The 18,256-nt window shown below is 43.5% G+C and carries 10 protein-coding genes; 6 read left to right on the top strand and 4 right to left on the bottom strand.

Going from position 1 to position 18,256, the window contains the following annotated elements; all coding sequences use genetic code 11:
- Window positions 1–185: 185 nt before the first annotated feature.
- Both NMG48_RS08425 and NMG48_RS08420 read right to left on the bottom strand, forming a co-directional pair.
- Window positions 186–3,551, bottom strand: coding sequence for a response regulator (locus NMG48_RS08425; protein WP_271254807.1), 3,366 nt, complete (start codon window positions 3,549–3,551; stop codon window positions 186–188).
- Window positions 3,552–3,716: 165 nt separating this feature from the next.
- The gene (locus tag NMG48_RS08420; RefSeq protein ID WP_271254806.1) at window positions 3,717–5,210 is read right to left on the bottom strand and encodes a UDP-N-acetylmuramoyl-L-alanyl-D-glutamate--2,6-diaminopimelate ligase; all 1,494 of its coding nucleotides are present in this window, start codon (window positions 5,208–5,210) and stop codon (window positions 3,717–3,719) included.
- 80 nt (window positions 5,211–5,290) lie between these two features.
- On the opposite strand from NMG48_RS08420, the gene NMG48_RS08415 reads away from it, so the two are divergent.
- Complete coding sequence (locus NMG48_RS08415) at window positions 5,291–5,434, top strand: hypothetical protein (protein ID WP_271254805.1); 144 nt, start codon at window positions 5,291–5,293, stop codon at window positions 5,432–5,434.
- A gap of 214 nt (window positions 5,435–5,648) precedes the next feature.
- On the opposite strand, the gene NMG48_RS08410 is transcribed toward NMG48_RS08415, so the two are convergent.
- A complete protein-coding gene (locus NMG48_RS08410) occupies window positions 5,649–8,930 on the bottom strand; it encodes a PAS domain-containing protein (protein WP_271254804.1) in 3,282 nt (1,093 codons plus the stop codon).
- A 770-nt stretch (window positions 8,931–9,700) separates the two neighbouring features.
- On the opposite strand from NMG48_RS08410, the gene glgB reads away from it, so the two are divergent.
- Window positions 9,701–11,959: a 1,4-alpha-glucan branching protein GlgB gene (gene glgB, locus NMG48_RS08405; RefSeq protein ID WP_271254803.1), complete on the top strand. Its 2,259-nt coding sequence runs from the start codon at window positions 9,701–9,703 to the stop codon at window positions 11,957–11,959.
- Window positions 11,960–12,132: 173 nt separating this feature from the next.
- On the opposite strand, the gene NMG48_RS08400 is transcribed toward glgB, so the two are convergent.
- Window positions 12,133–12,414, bottom strand: coding sequence for a hypothetical protein (locus tag NMG48_RS08400; protein WP_271254802.1), 282 nt, complete (start codon window positions 12,412–12,414; stop codon window positions 12,133–12,135).
- A gap of 315 nt (window positions 12,415–12,729) precedes the next feature.
- Here NMG48_RS08400 and NMG48_RS08395 point away from each other — a divergent pair, with 315 nt between their 5' ends.
- The 4 genes from NMG48_RS08395 to NMG48_RS08380 all read left to right on the top strand — a co-directional run bounded on the left by NMG48_RS08395 (window position 12,730) and on the right by NMG48_RS08380 (window position 18,246).
- Entirely contained in the window at window positions 12,730–13,167 is a 438-nt protein-coding gene (locus NMG48_RS08395) for an NADAR family protein (RefSeq protein ID WP_271254801.1), read from the top strand.
- A 9-nt stretch (window positions 13,168–13,176) separates the two neighbouring features.
- On the top strand, window positions 13,177–14,016 hold the full coding sequence (locus NMG48_RS08390; RefSeq protein WP_271254800.1) for an Rpn family recombination-promoting nuclease/putative transposase: 840 nt from the start codon (window positions 13,177–13,179) through the stop codon (window positions 14,014–14,016).
- Between the two features lie 101 nt (window positions 14,017–14,117).
- Entirely contained in the window at window positions 14,118–16,439 is a 2,322-nt protein-coding gene (gene recJ / locus NMG48_RS08385; RefSeq protein WP_271254799.1) for a single-stranded-DNA-specific exonuclease RecJ, read from the top strand.
- On the top strand, window positions 16,429–18,246 hold the full coding sequence (locus tag NMG48_RS08380) for an ABC transporter ATP-binding protein (RefSeq protein ID WP_271254798.1): 1,818 nt from the start codon (window positions 16,429–16,431) through the stop codon (window positions 18,244–18,246). Before recJ ends, NMG48_RS08380 begins: the two co-directional genes overlap by 11 nt.
- Window positions 18,247–18,256 lie beyond the last annotated feature (10 nt).

Here is an 18,256-nt window from a genome sequence, read left to right as displayed (position 1 = left end):
GGGTCGCACTGAGCGATATTTAGGATGAGAGCCGCTGTCATCTGTCCTAAATATTATATAGCGCTTTTCAAGCAAGCGAGGTACAGAGGGTTGTGTCTCCGCCTTCGGCGGAGACACAACCCTGTACTTCAGATTGATATACGCTATATAGAGATTTCATTTTTACCTACGGTAAAAATGAAATTTTAACTATCCACAAAAAACGTCAATACCGTCTCGTCTACACCTTTGAGCTTAAGCGGTTCACGTTTACGCAATTCCTCATCATCTAGGTAGTCCGCCACGGCTGCCGATACGAGAATACAATCAGGTTCCGCCGCCGACTGAATCCGCGCCGCAATATTTACCGTCGGGCCGATCGCCGTGTAGTCCGATCGCTCTGCACTGCCAAACATCCCCACAACGGCAGTACCTTGATGGATGCCACAGCGAAACCTAACAGTAGGAATGCCTTGGGCTGCCCATTGTTCATTGAGTTGGGCAAGCGATCGCTGCATCGATTTAGCAGTCTGAACAGCACGACGCACTTGTTCGTTTGGACTGCAATCTTCGGGCGCACCAAACAATGCCATGATGCCGTCACCCATAAATTTATCCACAGTGCCGCCATTGGCAAAAATCGCCTCAGTCATCGCGCCGAGGTATTGATTGAGCAGTTCCGCAACGCGACGCGATCGCAAAGTATTAGCAAGGGAAGTAAAGCCCACAATATCCGTAAAGAGAACTGTGATCATCTTTGGCTCAGGACGGAGATCGAGGCTGAGTTCACCTGTAGCGGCTTTAGCAACCAGACTAGGCGGTAAAAAACGTTTGAGGACAGATTCCGTTAAATAGAGATTGAGTTGGGCAATGCGGCGTTCATTGGCTTTGAGGGCGAGTAGATTCCGCACTTCCGCTAATAATTCGCGATCGTTAAAGGGCTTGGCTAAGTAGCCATCTGCACCCATTTCCGTACCTTCGATGCGGGTCTCTTCGTTTGCCTTAGCGGTTAGCAAAATGATCGGTGTACCTGACAATTCCTGATCTTTGCGAATCATCGCAATCAAATCTAAACCTGAAACCTGTGGCATCATCAAATCAGTAACGATCAAATCAGGTCGATATTGTTGAGCTTGGGTGTATCCATGAGCGCCATTATGTCCTGAAACCACGTCATAACCAGATTGATTGAGAACGCGCCGCAAATAACTTCGCAGATCCCGATTATCATCAACGATTAGAATTGTGCCTGTTTGAGGATGGTCAGAAATGGGAAATTCACTATCATTAGCTAGTGAGGGAATTGTGTCTTCTTCTAAATTGAGTTCTGTTTCAATATCGGCAAGTTCCACTGAGGCTCTAGAAATTTGTAAATCCGCAGGTAAGTTAGTAACTTGATCGGCGGGTAAGTGTTTTTTACCCATCGGAATGGCGATCGCAAAGGTTGTCCCATAGCCATAATCTGACGTGACTGAAATATCGCCACCATGCAGACTAACGAGTTCTTTGACTAGTGCTAAACCTAAGCCACTACCCTCATAACTGCGATTGACAGAACCCTCCGCTTGACGGAATCGATCAAAGAGAAAAGGAATCTGATCTTGGCGAATGCCGATACCTGTATCATGTACCCGAAGAATACATCGTTTCTGCTCTTCATCTACATCAATACTAATGTTGATACTGCCATTGCTGGGCGTAAACTTCATGGCATTGGACAGGAGATTGTAGAGAACCTTATCAAACTTCTCTAGGTCGAGATAAATATCAGGACATTCGCTAAATTCGCTAAAGAGATGAATATTTTTGCGCTCGCAATAGGGACGGAACGCATCAATGGTTTGACTGGTAAATTCGACGAGATTGCAAGGGCGGAAACAGGCTTGCATTTTGCCAGCATCAAGGCGTTGGATATCCAGCAATTGATTGACTAATCGTAGCAACCGCCGACAGTTACGCAGAGCGATCACAGATTGATCGTAGGGCAATGGATTAGATTGCTCGATCGCCGCTTCGAGGGGGCCAATGGTTAAGGTAAGCGGAGTACGAAATTCATGGGATAGATTTTGAAAGAACTCGGTTTTTTGGCGATCGAGTTCCAGCAGTTGCTGGGCTTGTTGGCGGGTTTTTTGAAAGAGATTTGCCTGTTGGACGGCGATCGCCGCCTGTGCAGCTACGGCTTGGACTAGAGAGATTTCTTCAGGCTGCCATTGGCGAGGCTCTTTGTTTTGACGCATGGAAATGCTGCCAATAATCTTGCCATCGGAGAGCAAGGGGACGATCAATAGTGATCGAGCAATGGAGCGCAAGGGCAAATCAATCAGATTCCATTCAGGATTCTCATGCAAATCGGTAATTGCTACGGGTTGCTTCGTTTCAATTAGTGCGAGAAATACAGGATTAACGGAGATATTGACAATGGATTGAGGTAATGTTGATTCGTTGGAACTATCTGTATTACCAATTACCTCATCAGGATCGAGCAAATGCAAACCTACACAGCGTAAATAATGATCTTCTTCAGTCCATAAAGAAAGGGCGCAACTTTCGGTATTGAGAGCCTGTCCTAACTGTTGGGTAATCGAAGCAAAAATCTTTTTGGGATCGAGACTGGAACGAATTGTACTGGTAATCGTATTGAGTAGAGCTTCTCTCTTGGCAAGTTCTTGAATACGATCATAGGCTCTGGCACGGGAACTGACGATCGCCGCCTGATCACTTGCTAACTCAATTAAATCCAATTCATCTTTGCTCCATTCATGGGGGCTTCCACAATGATATAGCGCTAGCATCGCTAAGCATTCTTTCTGAACTTCGAGGGGAATAAAAAGAACAGATTTGATATTTGCTTGGGCATAGATCTCTTTGTCAGCTTCAGTAATCCGCACATCAGTTTCGATATTGCTAATTGCCACAATCCGCGCTTGGAGAGGTAGTGATGCCGCTAACTGCGGCAAGTTAGCAATTGGTTCATGGCAATAGGCAAAATAATCTTCTAACAGTTGACCATTCTCAAATAGTCTCAAAATACTGCCTGAGACTTCAAAATGACGGGCAATAAATTCGGCGATCGCGGCAATACTTTCGCGATAGGGGGCATCGTTATCGACGGAGGCAGCGATCGCATTGATAAGTGACTGTTGGCGGAGGGTTCGGCGCAGTTCGGCAGTACGATTTCGCAATACATTGTGAGTGTCGATCGCCTGACTGACGACATTTCTCAGTTCATCTTCATCCCAAGGTTTGGTGACATATTTGAAGACTTTGCAGGTATTAATCGCTTCGACCAAATCCTCAACATCGGTATAGCCCGTGAGGATGATTCGCATGGTGTCTGGATATTTGACCGCCATTTGGCTCAAAAATTCCGTTCCACTCATGATCGGCATTCTCTGATCAGAGATAATTACCGCAACTTCCCCCTCATGATCGAGCAATTCCAAGGCTTCCAAGCCACTATTAGCCCTGAGAACTTGATATTCTCGATAAAAAGTCCGAAATAGCAAATCTAAGTTATCGGGTTCATCATCGATAACTAGCAACTTAGGTTTAGGGGCAGATTGCGAACCCATGTAGCTACTTCTTCCTATCTAGCAGTGATAAACCTAACTTGGTTCTGAATATACTTCCTTTTGCATCATAACCGATCCTCCTTACGTGTTTTTGCTGAGGATTTATCACATATTTAAGTAGTCTTTGCTTGACTCAGCAAAGCTTTAGAAGGTATTACCAATTTCTTAGTGAGTACCTAATCGACGGTTGCTCAAAGCTAATTGTGCCTCTTCGCGATCGTCAAAATGGATTTTTTCGCGTCCAATAATTTGATAGTCTTCATGTCCTTTGCCTGCGATCAAAATCGTATCGCCTGCTTGGGCTTCAGCGATCGCCAGTTGGATACATTTATGGCGATCGCCTTCGATGGTCAGAGGTTTATCCCCAATGTCAGCCTTTACACCAACTACAACATCATCAAGAATTCTCTGAGGATCTTCGGTGCGCGGATTGTCGGAAGTGACATAAACGCGATCGGCAAGTCGGGCAGCAATCCCACCCATCAATGGACGCTTGGTGCGATCGCGATCGCCACCACAGCCAAATACACAGACTAATTCACGCTGCGTAAAGGGACGCATTGCCTTGAGTAGGTTTTCGAGACTGTCGGGAGTATGGGCATAGTCCACCACCACAGTTACATCTTGGTCATCGCTGACCTGTACCCGTTCTACGCGGCCAGGGACACTCTTAAACTCTGGCAAGCGGCTGATTACTTCCGTCAAGCCCATGCCCATATGCAAAGCCGTAGCGATCGCTGCCAAAATATTCTCGACATTAAAGCGCCCCACTAGAGGCGATTTGAAAGTAATTGCTCCCTGTGGGGTATGCAGGATTCCCGTCGCGCCATTGGGCAGATAGGTCAAATCCTCTGTATAAAAATCGGCTTGAGAGTTGCTAATGCTATAGGTCCAAACTGGTTTGTCCGTGAGAGATTGCACTAATCTCTGCCCAAAGGGATCATCGAGATTAATAATGGCGCGACCTTGTAAATAGGTGTCGCTAAACAGGAGAGACTTTGCCTGAAAATAAGCCTCTAGGTCTTTGTGGTAGTCCAAATGGTCTTGGGTCAAGTTGGTAAATACGGCAACCTCAAAGGGGCAACCTAACACGCGCCTCTGATCTAGAGCATGGGAGCTAACCTCCATCAAACCGACATCACAACCTGCGGCGATCGCTTGGGATAGTTGCGCCTGCAAGTCTACTGCAAAGGGTGTGGTATGGCTTGCAGTCTGGGAATAGCCCGCCCAACGGGTATAGAGTGTGCCAAATAGGGCCGCAGCATATTGGGTTTGCAATAAAAACTCGATCAGGTGGGTCGTCGTCGTTTTGCCATTTGTCCCCGTCACGCCCACCAGTTTTAGCTTTTGAGCAGGATAGTCATAAAATGCTGTCGCCAATTTGCTACAAGCGACAACCACATCATCGACGGCGATCGCTTTATCCTTAACCGCCAAATTTGCATGAGCCTCAAGGGAGATGATTGCTGCGATCGCGCCCTGCGCGATCGCCTGTGGCGCAAATTTGCCCCCATCCACCTGTGTACCAGTCATGCCGATAAACAAGTCCCCATCTTGACAAGCCCGTGAATCGGTAATTAAACGCTTGACTTCTAGCCCATCTAGTTCAGGCTGAGAATTTTGATACCCTGCTAACGCAAGCAATTGTCCTAAACGCATAATTCCTGATCCCTTGTCACAAGCACAAAATATCCCATGAATTCTTACATGAAATATTGGTAAGTGACAACTCTATGGTTATGAAAAAGTTATTTGCTAGTTTGTTGGGGCTAGGGTGCGGATCGCTAAGTTGCTCAGCAGTATCAAAGTCAGGAATATCACAGATTGTCGCCATTAATACACTTGCAGTTCGTGCCACTTTGAGTAAGGATTTTATCCTTTAACTTCCCTCCTAAGGATAACGTCAGTTCGGATTAAGCTGGAAAATTTTAAAAGCCAAAAGGCAAAATCCTTGCTTAGCAAGGATTTTGCCTTTTGACGTTGAGAGAGGGTTTAGTTGATAATTTTGTAAAGTCTAATGGAATCGAATATATTAAAATGCGCCAGTCTCAAAACAGAACTAGAATCAAGATTTGGAAGAAAAATAGATATGAATAGTCAATTTATCTTTGAATTAAGAGCAAAATTTCTATATTGAGCAAACACTCGTGCAATTTCGTTACTTCTTATTGGTTTACTGATGTAATCATTCATCCCCGCATCAAAACAAGCTTGGCGATCCTCTGGCATAGCATTTCCAGTCATCGCCACAATATAGGGTTGGATAGGAATGGAGAGATTAGCTCGAATTAGTTTAGTCGCTGTCAATCCATCCATCTCAGGCATCTGTACATCCATAAACACCAGATCATAAGCCCCTTGAGAGACCTTATTGACAGATTCTATGCCGTTGTTAGCAACGTCAACATGATAACCAAACTGTTTTAGAATCATGAGCATAGCAATTTTTTGATTTACAGGATTATCTTCTACAACTAAAATCCTGAGAGGAAATTGCTCAGCCATCAAACTCTCATTCCCCATATTCACAGGCATATCTGTAGTCGCGATCGCCTTGGCAGTCAAGGGCAAAGTGAGGGTGAAGTAGAAGGTAGAACCTTGAGTAGTAGCAGATCTTGTTTGCCAGAACATAGGAGGTTCGCCACCAATACCACCTTTACTCTCTACCCAAATAGTACCACCCATCAACTTCACTAGACATTTACAAATTACCAAACCTAGCCCTGTACCACCATAGCGACGATTGATCGAAGTATCAGCCTGTGCAAAGGCTTGAAACAAGCTGTTAAGGCGATCGCTAGATATGCCAATACCTGTATCCTGAATGGCAAATTGTAGTTGGGAAGGTCGCAGATAATTCACGGTTAAGGTGACTTCTCCCTTTTTCGTAAACTTAATAGCATTCCCGATTAAGTTAATCAAGATTTGACTTAATCTCGAAACATCACCAATAATCACATTAGGAACGTCAGCCGCGATCGCGTATTTGAATGTATTTTCTTGATTAGCACATTGACTACTCAAAATCTGGCTAACGGACTTAATCGCATCTACTAAAATAAAAGAACGTTGTTCGAGTTCTAATTTTCCTGCTTCAATTTTAGAAAAGTCAAGAATGTCATTAATGATAGAAAGCAGAATATTTCCACTATCTCGAATCGTTTGCACATATTCCAACTGTTCGCTATTGAGTGGTGTAGCTATGAGCAAATCTACCATGCCAATGACCCCATTCATAGGAGTTCTAATTTCGTGGCTCATATTAGCTAGAAACTCACTCTTAGCTCTGGTTGCAGCTTCGGCGGTTTCCTTAGCCTGTGCAAGGGCTAGTTCCGCTTGCTTACGCTCTGTAATATCTCTGGCAATCTGAATAACTTTATCGTGGGCAATTGGTGAAATATTTGATGAAAACCACGCAACTTTGCCATGTAGCTCTAAAGAATAATCACAATTTACAATTTTCTTAGTAAATAGAGCTTCTCGAATTGCCAACATAATAATGCTAGCTGCTGGTTGAGGAAGTTCCTCCATAATTGATCGGCTTAGCACTTCCTCAGGAGTACCTAACAAGTTATGGATATCATTAGTTACGATTTTAAGACACTTCCCTTCAGAATTACGAATGAACACCAAATCAGACATCGCCGCAAATAGCGCATTTTGCTCAGCATAGGCTTCTCTCAATTTTGTAGCACTCTGCTGTAAATCAATTTCTGATTGTTTACGCCTCGTACATTCCGTAATGTATCCATGCCAGAGAGTACTGCCATCAGGTTCTCTTTGTGGAGTTGCCTGACCTTCAACCCAAATGATCCGACCATCGTCAAAACATACTCGATATTCACATTGCCACACAGTTAGTTTTTGAGCGGATTCTATGATTGTCTGTCCCACATGTTCTATATCATCTGGGTGGAGACGCTCAAAAATAGCAGAAGCATCTTGGCACACATCGTCAGGGGAAAGATCGTAAATATCGCGAATACCTTGACTAGCATAGGGAAAATGCGAACTACCATCGGCTCTCAGTCGGTATTGATAAATCACCCCAGGCACATTGTGCGAGATCTGTTCCAATCGTCTTGATAGCTCTACCTGAGAGGTAATATCGCGAACGATGACTAAAGCTTCATTCTCATTAATTGCTGCGATCCGTACTTCTTCATAGGCAAGTTTTCCAAATTTAAAAAGTTGATGATTGGATATTTGCAGATCTTTAGTGGCGATCGCCCGTTCAATTGCTTGCAGTTGAATTGTTAATAGGTCGGGAGGTAAGACTTCAGATAAATGCTTAGCAATTGGTACAAACTGGTTAGGTTCCGAGTTTGTAGGCATCATACAATCTAAACATGATCCATCACGATCAACGCGCAAAATCAAGTCGGGCAGAGCTTCAAGGATGGCTCTCTGCCTAGCTTCACCCTTTTGTAGCTCCGATTCTACTTTTTTGCGATCGCTAATATCAACATGCGTACCAATAAATCGTAAGGGTTTTCCATCGGCATCATAGCTAAAAACTAAACCTCGATCCAAAATCCATTTATAGCTCCCATCCTTACATTTCAGTCGATGTTCATTCACATATTGTGGAGTTTCACCACGCAAATGCTTCTCAATATCTACATAAACTTGCTCAAGATCATCAGGATGAACGCGATTCTTCCATTCCTCTAATTTATTGCTAATTTCATGATCGGCAAATCCCAACATATTTTTCCATCGGTGTGAGAAGAAAACCTCATTAGTCTGGAGATTCCAATCCCAAATACCATCGCCACTACTATCCATAGCATATTGCCAACGTTTCGTACTCGCAATGATATTTTCTTCTATTTTCTTCCTTTGGGTCTTATTGCGTAGGGCAAGTCCCAGTTGTGTAGCAATATTGTGCAGTATGCTAATCTCTTGATCTTGCCATTGACGGGGGCGATCGCACTGATGCACAAGCAGCAACCCAAATAGATATTTTGATACTTTTTGTCCAATCAAAATCGGCATGACTAGATTTGCCCTAACCTGCATCCTCGCTAGCAAATTGGCATAACAAGGCTCCATCGGCTTAGTCTGTGTATCTTCAATCACACTAAACTTTCCTTTTAGATAAAGCCCCCACCATTTTTGAGCAAAGCAAGGATCGTAAATCAATTCCCCTAGAATTGATTGCACTTTTGCCCCCACCGACTCAGCCGTAATTGCCCCATCTCCATCGGGCAGGAACTGATAGATCAATACGCGATCGCAATCTAACAGCTCTCTTGTTTGCTGGACAGTAATGTTTAACATCTCATCTAAACTAGCAGCAGAATTTATTCGCAAAGAGAGCGCGGTAATGCGCTCTAAAATTTCTCCTAAGCTATTGCTAGACAAGTTAAACGACATAGTGAGACTTTTTAAATTATCTAAAGAATCAGGTTTGATAGGTTTATTTACTGGTTATTTACATAAGTGCATAAAGAATTAGTAAACACTTCCCTATCATATCCATAACATCATTTTAGCCCTAGTTCTAGATCTATTAACTTACATATAGTATTCCTCAATCATTCTGTAGATTTTTGGATTTATGGAAGCCTAACTCCAAGGATTAGGCTTCCATAAACCATTTAAGACTGCTCCATTTCAAGATGCTTTTAGGGATTTATATACTTGTGGCATTTTTTAATATAAATTTTTTATTAAGTTGAGATATGAAGCTATAAAACCTGTAGCGCACGCTGTGTGTGCTCTACCTAAATAAAAATCCAGAAGAGAGTTGCGGTGCTTTGCACCGCAACTCTCTTCTGGATTTTGAATTTATCCATAACTGGTTGTGGAAAATAAGAATTGCCAAACAATTCTTATTTTCGCCATTTCACCATTTTTTACATAGCTTAAACAGCTATAGAGAACTCAGATTTTATTAAGATGTTTCAGTCTCAAAGCTCGTTTTACAGATAGCTACCAATCAAAACTCAAAATGTGAAGCGCATCGTGAATTATCACATTTCAATATTCGGGACTTTAAAGATCTTCAATTTATATAAAAACAGCTATATATTATATATCTAATAAATAGAAGAAATTATACATCCGTCTTTAGTTTAGGTTACACACTGTAATTTGGTGAGTAATATGCAGTAATTTAATTATGTGTGTTTATTTAAAGAGATATGACCCCAACCCTCCCCACCGAGCAAATCGATCGCATTGTGTGGAATCAACACCACGACCCCTTTACAGTCCTTGGTCCCCATGAAATTGAGCAAGATGGTAAGTCGGTATGGGTGGTTAGAGCGTATCTACCCGACGCAGAGGCGGTATCCGTAGTTACGCCCGATCAGCACAAGGAATATCCGATGCATTCGGTGCATCACCCCCACTTTTTTGAATGTATAATTACTGACGCGCCCCACCTCTTTAGTTATCAGTTTAAAGTTAAGTCGGGCAATAGCGATCGCCTCATTCACGATCCCTACTACTTCAAATCTCCCTTACTAACTGAGTTTGACAGCTATTTATTTGGTGAAGGAACCCATTACCAGATTTACGAAAAAATGGGCGCTCACCCCACCACCATTGACGGTGTAGATGGCGTTTATTTTTCCGTCTGGGCTCCCAATGCCCGTAATGTCTCCGTCATTGGTGATTTCAATAGCTGGGACGGACGCAAACACCAAATGCGTAAAGGAAATACAGGCATTTGGGACTTGTTTATCCCCGAACTCAAGGTTGGCACAGTTTACAAATACGAAATTAAAAGCCCCGCAGGACATATCTACGAAAAGTCCGATCCCTACGGCTTCTTCCAAGAAATTCGCCCCAAAACTGCCTCCATCGTTACTGATCTCAATACCTACGAATGGAGTGATCAAAAGTGGCTCGAAACCCGTCGTACTGAAGATCCATTAAAAAAACCCATCTCAGTCTATGAGCTACATCTCGGTTCATGGATGCACGCTGCCACTGCCAATCCTCCCGCTAGTGGTTACCCCTCCGTATCCGCCGCCGATCTCAAGCCGGGGGCAAGATTTCTCACCTATCGCGAACTCGCCGAAGACCTGATCCCCTACGTCAAGGAAATGGGCTATACCCACATCGAAATGATGCCGATCGCCGAGCATCCCTTTGATGGGTCATGGGGCTATCAGGTCACAGGTTATTATGCCGCGACTTCACGCTATGGCACACCCCAAGACTTGATGTATTTCATCGACAAGTGTCACCAAAACGACATTGGCATCATTGTGGACTGGGTTCCTGCCCATTTCCCCAAAGATGGTCATGGCTTGTCCTTCTTTGACGGTACATTTCTCTATGAGCCTGAGGATGTCCGCATTGGTGAGCATAAGGAATGGGGAACCAAAATCTTTAACTACAAGCGCAGTGAAGTCAAAAACTTCTTGATCGCCAATGTCCTGTTCTGGTTCGACAAATATCACATTGATGGGATTCGTGTCGATGCCGTAGCTTCGATGATCTACCGCGACTACAACCGCAAAGATGGCGAATGGCTTGCCAATGAATATGGTGGTCGTGAAAGCCTCGAAGCGATCGAGCTATTCCGCCATTTACACAGCATTCTCTTCACCTATTACCCTGGAGCCTTGTCGATCGCTGAAGAATCAACTTCTTGGCCGATGGTGACATGGCCCGCCTATTCAGGAGGCTTAGGCTTTAACCTGAAGTGGAATATGGGCTGGATGCATGACATGCTCGATTACTTCAAGCTTGACCCCTATTTCCGTGGACATAACAACAACTATGTCACCTTCAGCATTTGGTACGCCTTTAGTGAGAATTTCATGCTGGCGCTCTCCCATGATGAAGTCGTGCATGGCAAGAGTCCGATGATCGGCAAGATGCCTGGGGATGAATGGCAGAAGTTTGCGAACCTGCGCTGTCTCTATGGCTATATGTTCACCCACCCTGGTAAGAAAACCATGTTTATGGGCATGGAATTCGGTCAATGGGCGGAATGGAATGTCTGGGGCGATTTAGAATGGCATTTGCTGCAATATCCTAGCCACAAAACCCTCCAGCGCTATGTCAGTGATCTCAACAAACTTTTGCGATCGCTACCTGAACTCTATACCCAAGACTTCTCAGAATCTGGTTTTGAATGGATTGAATGCAACGACACCCAAAATTCCGTTATTTCTTTCCTACGGAAAGGTGTAGATGGTGAATTTGTACTAGTCGTCTGTAACTTCACTCCCGTTCCCCACCATAACTATCGCATCGGTGTTCCTGAAAAAGGCTTCTACAAAGAAGTTCTCAACAGTGATGCTCCAATCTATGGTGGTAGTGGCATTGGCAACATGGGCGGCAAATATAGCGATGACTATGGCACTCACGGCAAGCCCTATTCCGTTGATGTGACTGCTCCACCGTTAGGCGTAGTTGTCTTGAAATACATCGGCGAAGTTTAACTTTTTCACAAGCCCTGCCCAGCAAGGTTTACATGAAACTAAAGAAGGCTTGCTATGCAAGCCTTCTTTTTTGTTTCGAAAAATGGTAAGAATCGCTAGACGATTCTTACCATTTTTCGCTATTTTCACTGTGCCAAGCACGATGCAAATAGCAATATCAAACTCACGTTTATTTAGGAAGCATTAGCTACTAAGCGATCGCGAGACTCTCGTAAATTTGCTGGCTCAGGATAAGGATGTTTCCATGTGCGTGAATTGAGGAACGTGGGTAGCTTCACCTCACTCGTAGGGACTACATCAATAAACTGTCTCTGCAAATCCGTAACTACTTCTTGAGAATAGTCTCTTGTATCTCGTTCCATTTCACCTAAAATCTGTAAAGCCATCTGGAGGTGAGCTTCTAGGTACTTAATACGATTTTGTAATACTTCGATGGTCGCTTCTTGTGTATTCATAACATGACCTCCATCGGTTGTTTAACACTGCTTTTGCAATCCCAATCTTTCAACAAAAGTCTAGGTCTTAAACCCATATATCATCATCCTACAAAGGGATGAGATAAATTACCCCAAACAGGTGTTTTCAAAGCAAGAAACCTATAAATTTCCTGTTTAAAAGCTTTATTTTATCGCCATTTACGCAGGAATAATACTTTAAATGGCGCTATATTACTTCACCAATTCAAGAAAGTTTGACGTATTCCCAATTTTTAAATTCCATAAAGATGAACTACGCTCTAAAACTTTTATTATTGTTCAAAAACATGACCTATGACAATCTATTTCTACAGTCAAAACCAAGCCTACGCAGAGTTCTCTAACTTTGCTCCCTTTGGTATCGAGCTAGATGGACAATGGTGGCGTACTACTGAACATTATTTTCAAGCGCAAAAATTTTTAGACAAAGCCTATCAAGAAAAAATTCGTCTCGCGCCTGATCCGAAAACTGCTGCCAATTTAGGAAGAAGTCGTGATGTTCCCATCAGAGATGATTGGGAAGAGATCAAAGATGATGTAATGCGGCAGGCAGTCCTTAAGAAGTTTCAGACTCATCCACAGCTCAGCTCTCTGTTGATTTCCACAGGCGATCAGGAAATTGTGGAAAACGCCTCAGGTGATTATTACTGGGGTTGTGGAGCCGATGGCTCTGGCAAAAATATGTTAGGCAAAATTCTCCAAGAAGTCCGTGCTCAAATCTTAAGCTGCTAAAATCTTGCCATGATTGATAATATCTGTAAGTTTCTAGCCGAAAGTTTCTCCGCAGACTTCGCCAGTTGGATATTAGGAGAAGCGATCGCCTTAACCAAAATCGAACCATCCGAACTTTTGGTTGAGCCAATCCGTGCTGACTCAGTGATATTCCTCGAATCAACCAAGATAATCCTGCATATTGAATTTCAGACCGAGCCAAATAAAAATATTCCCTTCCGTATGGCAGATTATCGGCTCAGGCTATATCGTAAATTTCCCGATAGACAAATTCATCAGGTCGTTATCTATCTCAGTGCCAGCCAATCACCATTAGTACATGAAACAACTTTTAGGGTTGGCAAGTTAAATCATGAATTTAGCGTAATTAGGCTATGGGAACAGCCTACAGAAATATTTCAGCAATATCAGGGACTATTTCCTTTTGCAACATTATCTCAAACCAGCAACCCCGAAGAAACGCTAAGACAAGTTGCCAAGCAAATCGAAAATATCCAAGATAAAGAAGTACAAAGTAACGTAGCTGCCTCGACCGCTATAATATCAGGTATAGCCCTGAATAAAGAAATCATCCAAAGACTTTTGAGGAGCGAGATCATGAAAGAATCAGTAATTTATCAAGAGATTTTACTCCAAGGTAAGGCTGAAGGCAAAGCTGAAGGTAAGGCTGAAGGCAAAGCTGAAACAGCTAATCAAATTGCCACAAATATGTTGCTTTCCAATATTTCCGTAGAATTAGTTGCTCAATTTACAGGACTCACCCTCAAACAAGTTGAAAAACTAAAAAAGCTTTCCCAAAAATCCAAGATGCCTAAATCGTCTAAACCTAAGCGATCGCCAAAAAATTAATCGCCACCATTCAGATGATGGAAAGTTATCAAGACTACCATTGAGCTAAGTCTACAAATAGTTCATGTGTTATTTGGGGAGAAAAAACTATTGTAATAAACATGTCACCGACCAATTGGCATATTTTAGAAACCGTTGAACCACCCACTTGGTTAGTTACTAAAGTTGGCAAATTTGCGGCGCAGGTACTTTATCAAAGAGGCATATTTGAGCCTGAGCAAGTAGACGCATTTTTATCAACGGAAGCTTATCAACCAACTAGTGCTTTTGCTTTTCCTGAGATGCAGCAGGCGATCGCCAGAATTCAAAAAGCCTATGAACAAGGTGAAACGATCGCGATTTGGGGAGATTTTGATGCGGATGGGATTACGGCTACATCGGTATTGTGGGAAGGCTTAGGGCAGTTTTTTACACAAGGCGATCGCTTAGTTTTTTATATCCCCGCTCGCCTTAAGGAATCTCATGGCATCTCGATCAGAGGATTAGATGATCTGCGATCGCAATATGAATCCATAGGAAAATCTGTCAATTTAATTATTACCTGTGATACGGGCAGCACTAGTTTAGAGGCAATTAATTACGCTAACGAACTAGGAATCGATGTGATTGTCACCGATCATCACACCTTGCCTGATACACGTCCCAATGTCGTCGCAATTATCAATCCGCGTTATTTAAGTAATGAGCATCCACTATTCCATTTATCGGGTGTGGCAGTTGCTTATAAATTAATGGAAGCATTGTATGAAAAACTGCCTGAAGTTCCCCAACAGCCCCTAGAGAATTTATTAGATTTAGTAGCGATCGGGCTAGTTGCAGATTTAGTGCAGTTGACAGGCGATTGTCGCTATCTTGCCCAAAAGGGAATTGAGGTTTTGCGACAAAAGAAACGTCTCGGTGTACGGATGCTCCTAGAACAATGTAAGCGCGTTGGCGATCGCCCGATTGATATCAGCTTTGGCATTGCGCCACGCATTAATGCCGTCAGCCGCATCTGGGGCGATGTCCGCAAATGTGTGGAACTTCTCACCACCCGTGATGAGAAAATTTGCAAGTCTTTAATCGATCAAACAGAACTAGCGAATACACAACGCAAAGCTTTACAGAAAAGAGTATTCAAACAGGTACAAGGAAAAATTGAACAGCTTGATTTATCAACAACGGGAATTATTATTCTTGCCGATCCGCAATGGTCGGTGGGAGTTTTGGGATTAGTCGCAGGTCAAGTGGTTGCGGAATATGGTCGCCCGACGATTCTCTGTACGGTTGAGGATGGTATCGCGAAAGGCAGTGCGCGATCGCTAGAAGGGATTAATCTCTATGAACTACTGAAGGGACAAGAGCATTTATTGCTGAGCTTTGGAGGACATCCCCTCGCAGGTGGTTTGAGCTTTGCGCTAGAGAATTTGCAGGTACTTGCTGAGGCGATCGATCAGCGCTTTTGGAGTCAATATGGACAGTTACAGAGTAAAGCTATAACTATTGATTTGGAAGTAAAAATTGCCGATTTGAATAAGGATTTATTTAATGAATTCAAGCAGTTAGAACCTTTTGGTATGGGTAATCCTGCGCCGAAGTTACTAGTACGGAACTGTGAGTTTGTCGATATATCCAATGCCAATATTCGCACTCATAAAGGACAAAAAGTTGAATATATCAAAACCGAATTTACCTTAAGCGATCGCCAAGGCAATCAAATTCATGGCGATTGGTGGGGACATTATAGCTATGAGTTGCCAGATACCGCCTGTGATGTGGTGATCGAGCTAGTGGATAATGCTTTTCGCAAACGCTATGATGTACGTCTGTTGGATATCCATGCTCAAAGCGCCCCACTAAAGTCCGAGGAATCTACGCTTGCATCAAACTCCATCAAAAAGTGCAATCCCAATCTGAAAATCATCGATCGGCGGGGGCATGGGCAGTTAGAACAAGAATTAGAAGCTACAATCTGCGATCGCTGTCCCACGAGTTGGCATGATTTAAACATGCTCATCGAGCAAGCGGCGCAATCCGATCAAGCCTTAGCGCTAGTTTATACCAATCCTGAAAAGATTAATGGTGCGATCGCATGGCAAACCCTTGTGGGTATCGCTAAATACCTTAGTCGTACAGGCAAAGAAATCAAGCGATCGCAATTAATTGCTAAATTGGGAATCGAAGATCAAAGTGTCTTGCAGCTTGGCTTTGAGGAATTGCGACAATATGGCTATGTTGTGGAGATCGTTCATAATGAAAGTAATGGTGAACTAGATGATCCTCACATACGCATCAATTCTGTTGCCACCGATCATTTATCAGCAGAATCATCGACGCAATCATCAACTATTACCAAACAGTTTATCCAAGCTGCCAATGAAATCCTGTTTCAGCAACAGTTCTTCGATCGCCAATTAATTTCTTTGAATGAGCATGACCGCTAACTTTTGGGACATTGTCCGTTACTTTAAACGCTATCGCAACACGGCGATATGGAGCATTACAGGTTCCAGTCTATTTGAAATCATCGATCTCGCCGTTCCCTATACCGTTGGGCAAATTCTGAATGTGTTATCAGGGCGATCGCTCGATCCTGAAATCAATAGCCTTGTTATCGCAATGGCGGGTATTTTTGGACAGTCTCCGAATCCCACTACCGCATTAATTATGTTATCAGGCTTGATTTTTGTGGTGACGGTTTTACGCGCACCGATTCAGGTCTGGATTGCCAATAACTTCCACTGGGAAATTGCCCTCAAATCACGCCGCGATCAGACTCAAAAAGCGATCGCCAAAATTTTGACCCTACCCATCGAGTTTTACGATGAGAATAATGCGGGCAGGATTGCAGGACGTGTGGCGCGAGGTTTAGCCAATCACATGTGGTCATATCCCGAAATCGCAGGGCAATTGATTCCAAAAGTCGTGCGAATTCTCGGTATTTTTGTAATCATCTGTGCGATCGCATGGTGGATCTCGGCATTCTTTTTAGTGTCATTTATTTTAGTGCTATTAGGAAGTTTGCAAAAACTGAAGGGATTAGTCAAAACGGAAGAGAATCTCGATATCTATCAAGAGAATACCGAAAGTCGCACTTCCGAAATTATTACTAGCATCAAGACTGTCAAAGCTTTTGCTAATGAAGCGAAAGAATATAAACGCCAAAGCGATCGCCTTGAACGGGAAGCAAAAGTCTCACTTTGGGGCATTCACATTGGCTATGTAAAATTAGGCATGGTGCGCGATACGGTGTTGGAAGCTTGTCAATTTGTCGTATTTGGAGCTGCCCTATTCGCTACTTTTGGTGGCAAGATGTCCATTGGGCATTTCATCACCATTTCCACCTTGGCTAGCATGGCTTATTCGGAAATCAAACCGATTTGTTTACTTGCCGAAGTCTTTGCCCGTCGCTATTCCTCGATGTTGCGCTTCCATGAGTTCATGAAACAAGCCAATGGACAGGATGCGGCGATCGCCTTGCATCCTGATACCAAATATCCGCAATATCGTTTGACAGGTAAAGTCGAGTTCCGCAATCTCACCTTTGGTTATGACCGCGATCGCCCTGTCCTCGGAAAGATTCAATTTACCATCAATCCCTATGAAACCGTTGCCCTAGTAGGAAAATCAGGTTCTGGTAAATCCACTTTAGTTAAATTGCTATTCCGTTACTTCGAGCCATCAAGTGGCGGCATTTTGATTGATGGGACAAATATCACCGAACTAGATATTACGGGCTACCGTAAACGTTTAGCGATCGTGCATCAGGAAGTAGATATCTTTAATGGAACCCTGATGGATAATCTGGTTTACGGCAATCCTACGGCAACTTTCGCTCAAGTTCAAGAAGCCTGTGCGATCGCCAGTGTGGACGAGTTTCTCCATTTATTACCAAGGGGCTATAACACCATCGTCGGTGAACGGGGTGTGCGTCTCTCTGGTGGTCAACGTCAGCGCTTAGGCATTGCCAGAGCTTTACTAGTTAATCCTGATATTCTCGTCTTTGATGAGGCAACTTCTAGCCTTGATTACGAATCCGAGCGATCGATTCAACTCGCCATGCGTCGCATTCAGGGAACCCGCACCACGATTGTGATTGCTCACCGACTCAGCACTGTGCGCGAAGCCGATAAGATTGTAGTTTTAGATAAAGGTGCGATCGTTGAAATCGGTTCCCATCAACAGCTTCTCGCTCAAGGTGGTATCTATCATCGCTTACATTCTTTGCAAGAGTCGGGTGAATTGTTGTAACAATCTCTAT

This window comes from Pseudanabaena sp. Chao 1811 (genome assembly GCF_027942295.1).
Lineage (GTDB): Bacteria > Cyanobacteriota > Cyanobacteriia > Pseudanabaenales > Pseudanabaenaceae > Pseudanabaena.
The sequence above is the reverse complement of the archived record's forward strand: the minus strand, read 5'-3'. Positions and strand labels throughout refer to the sequence as shown.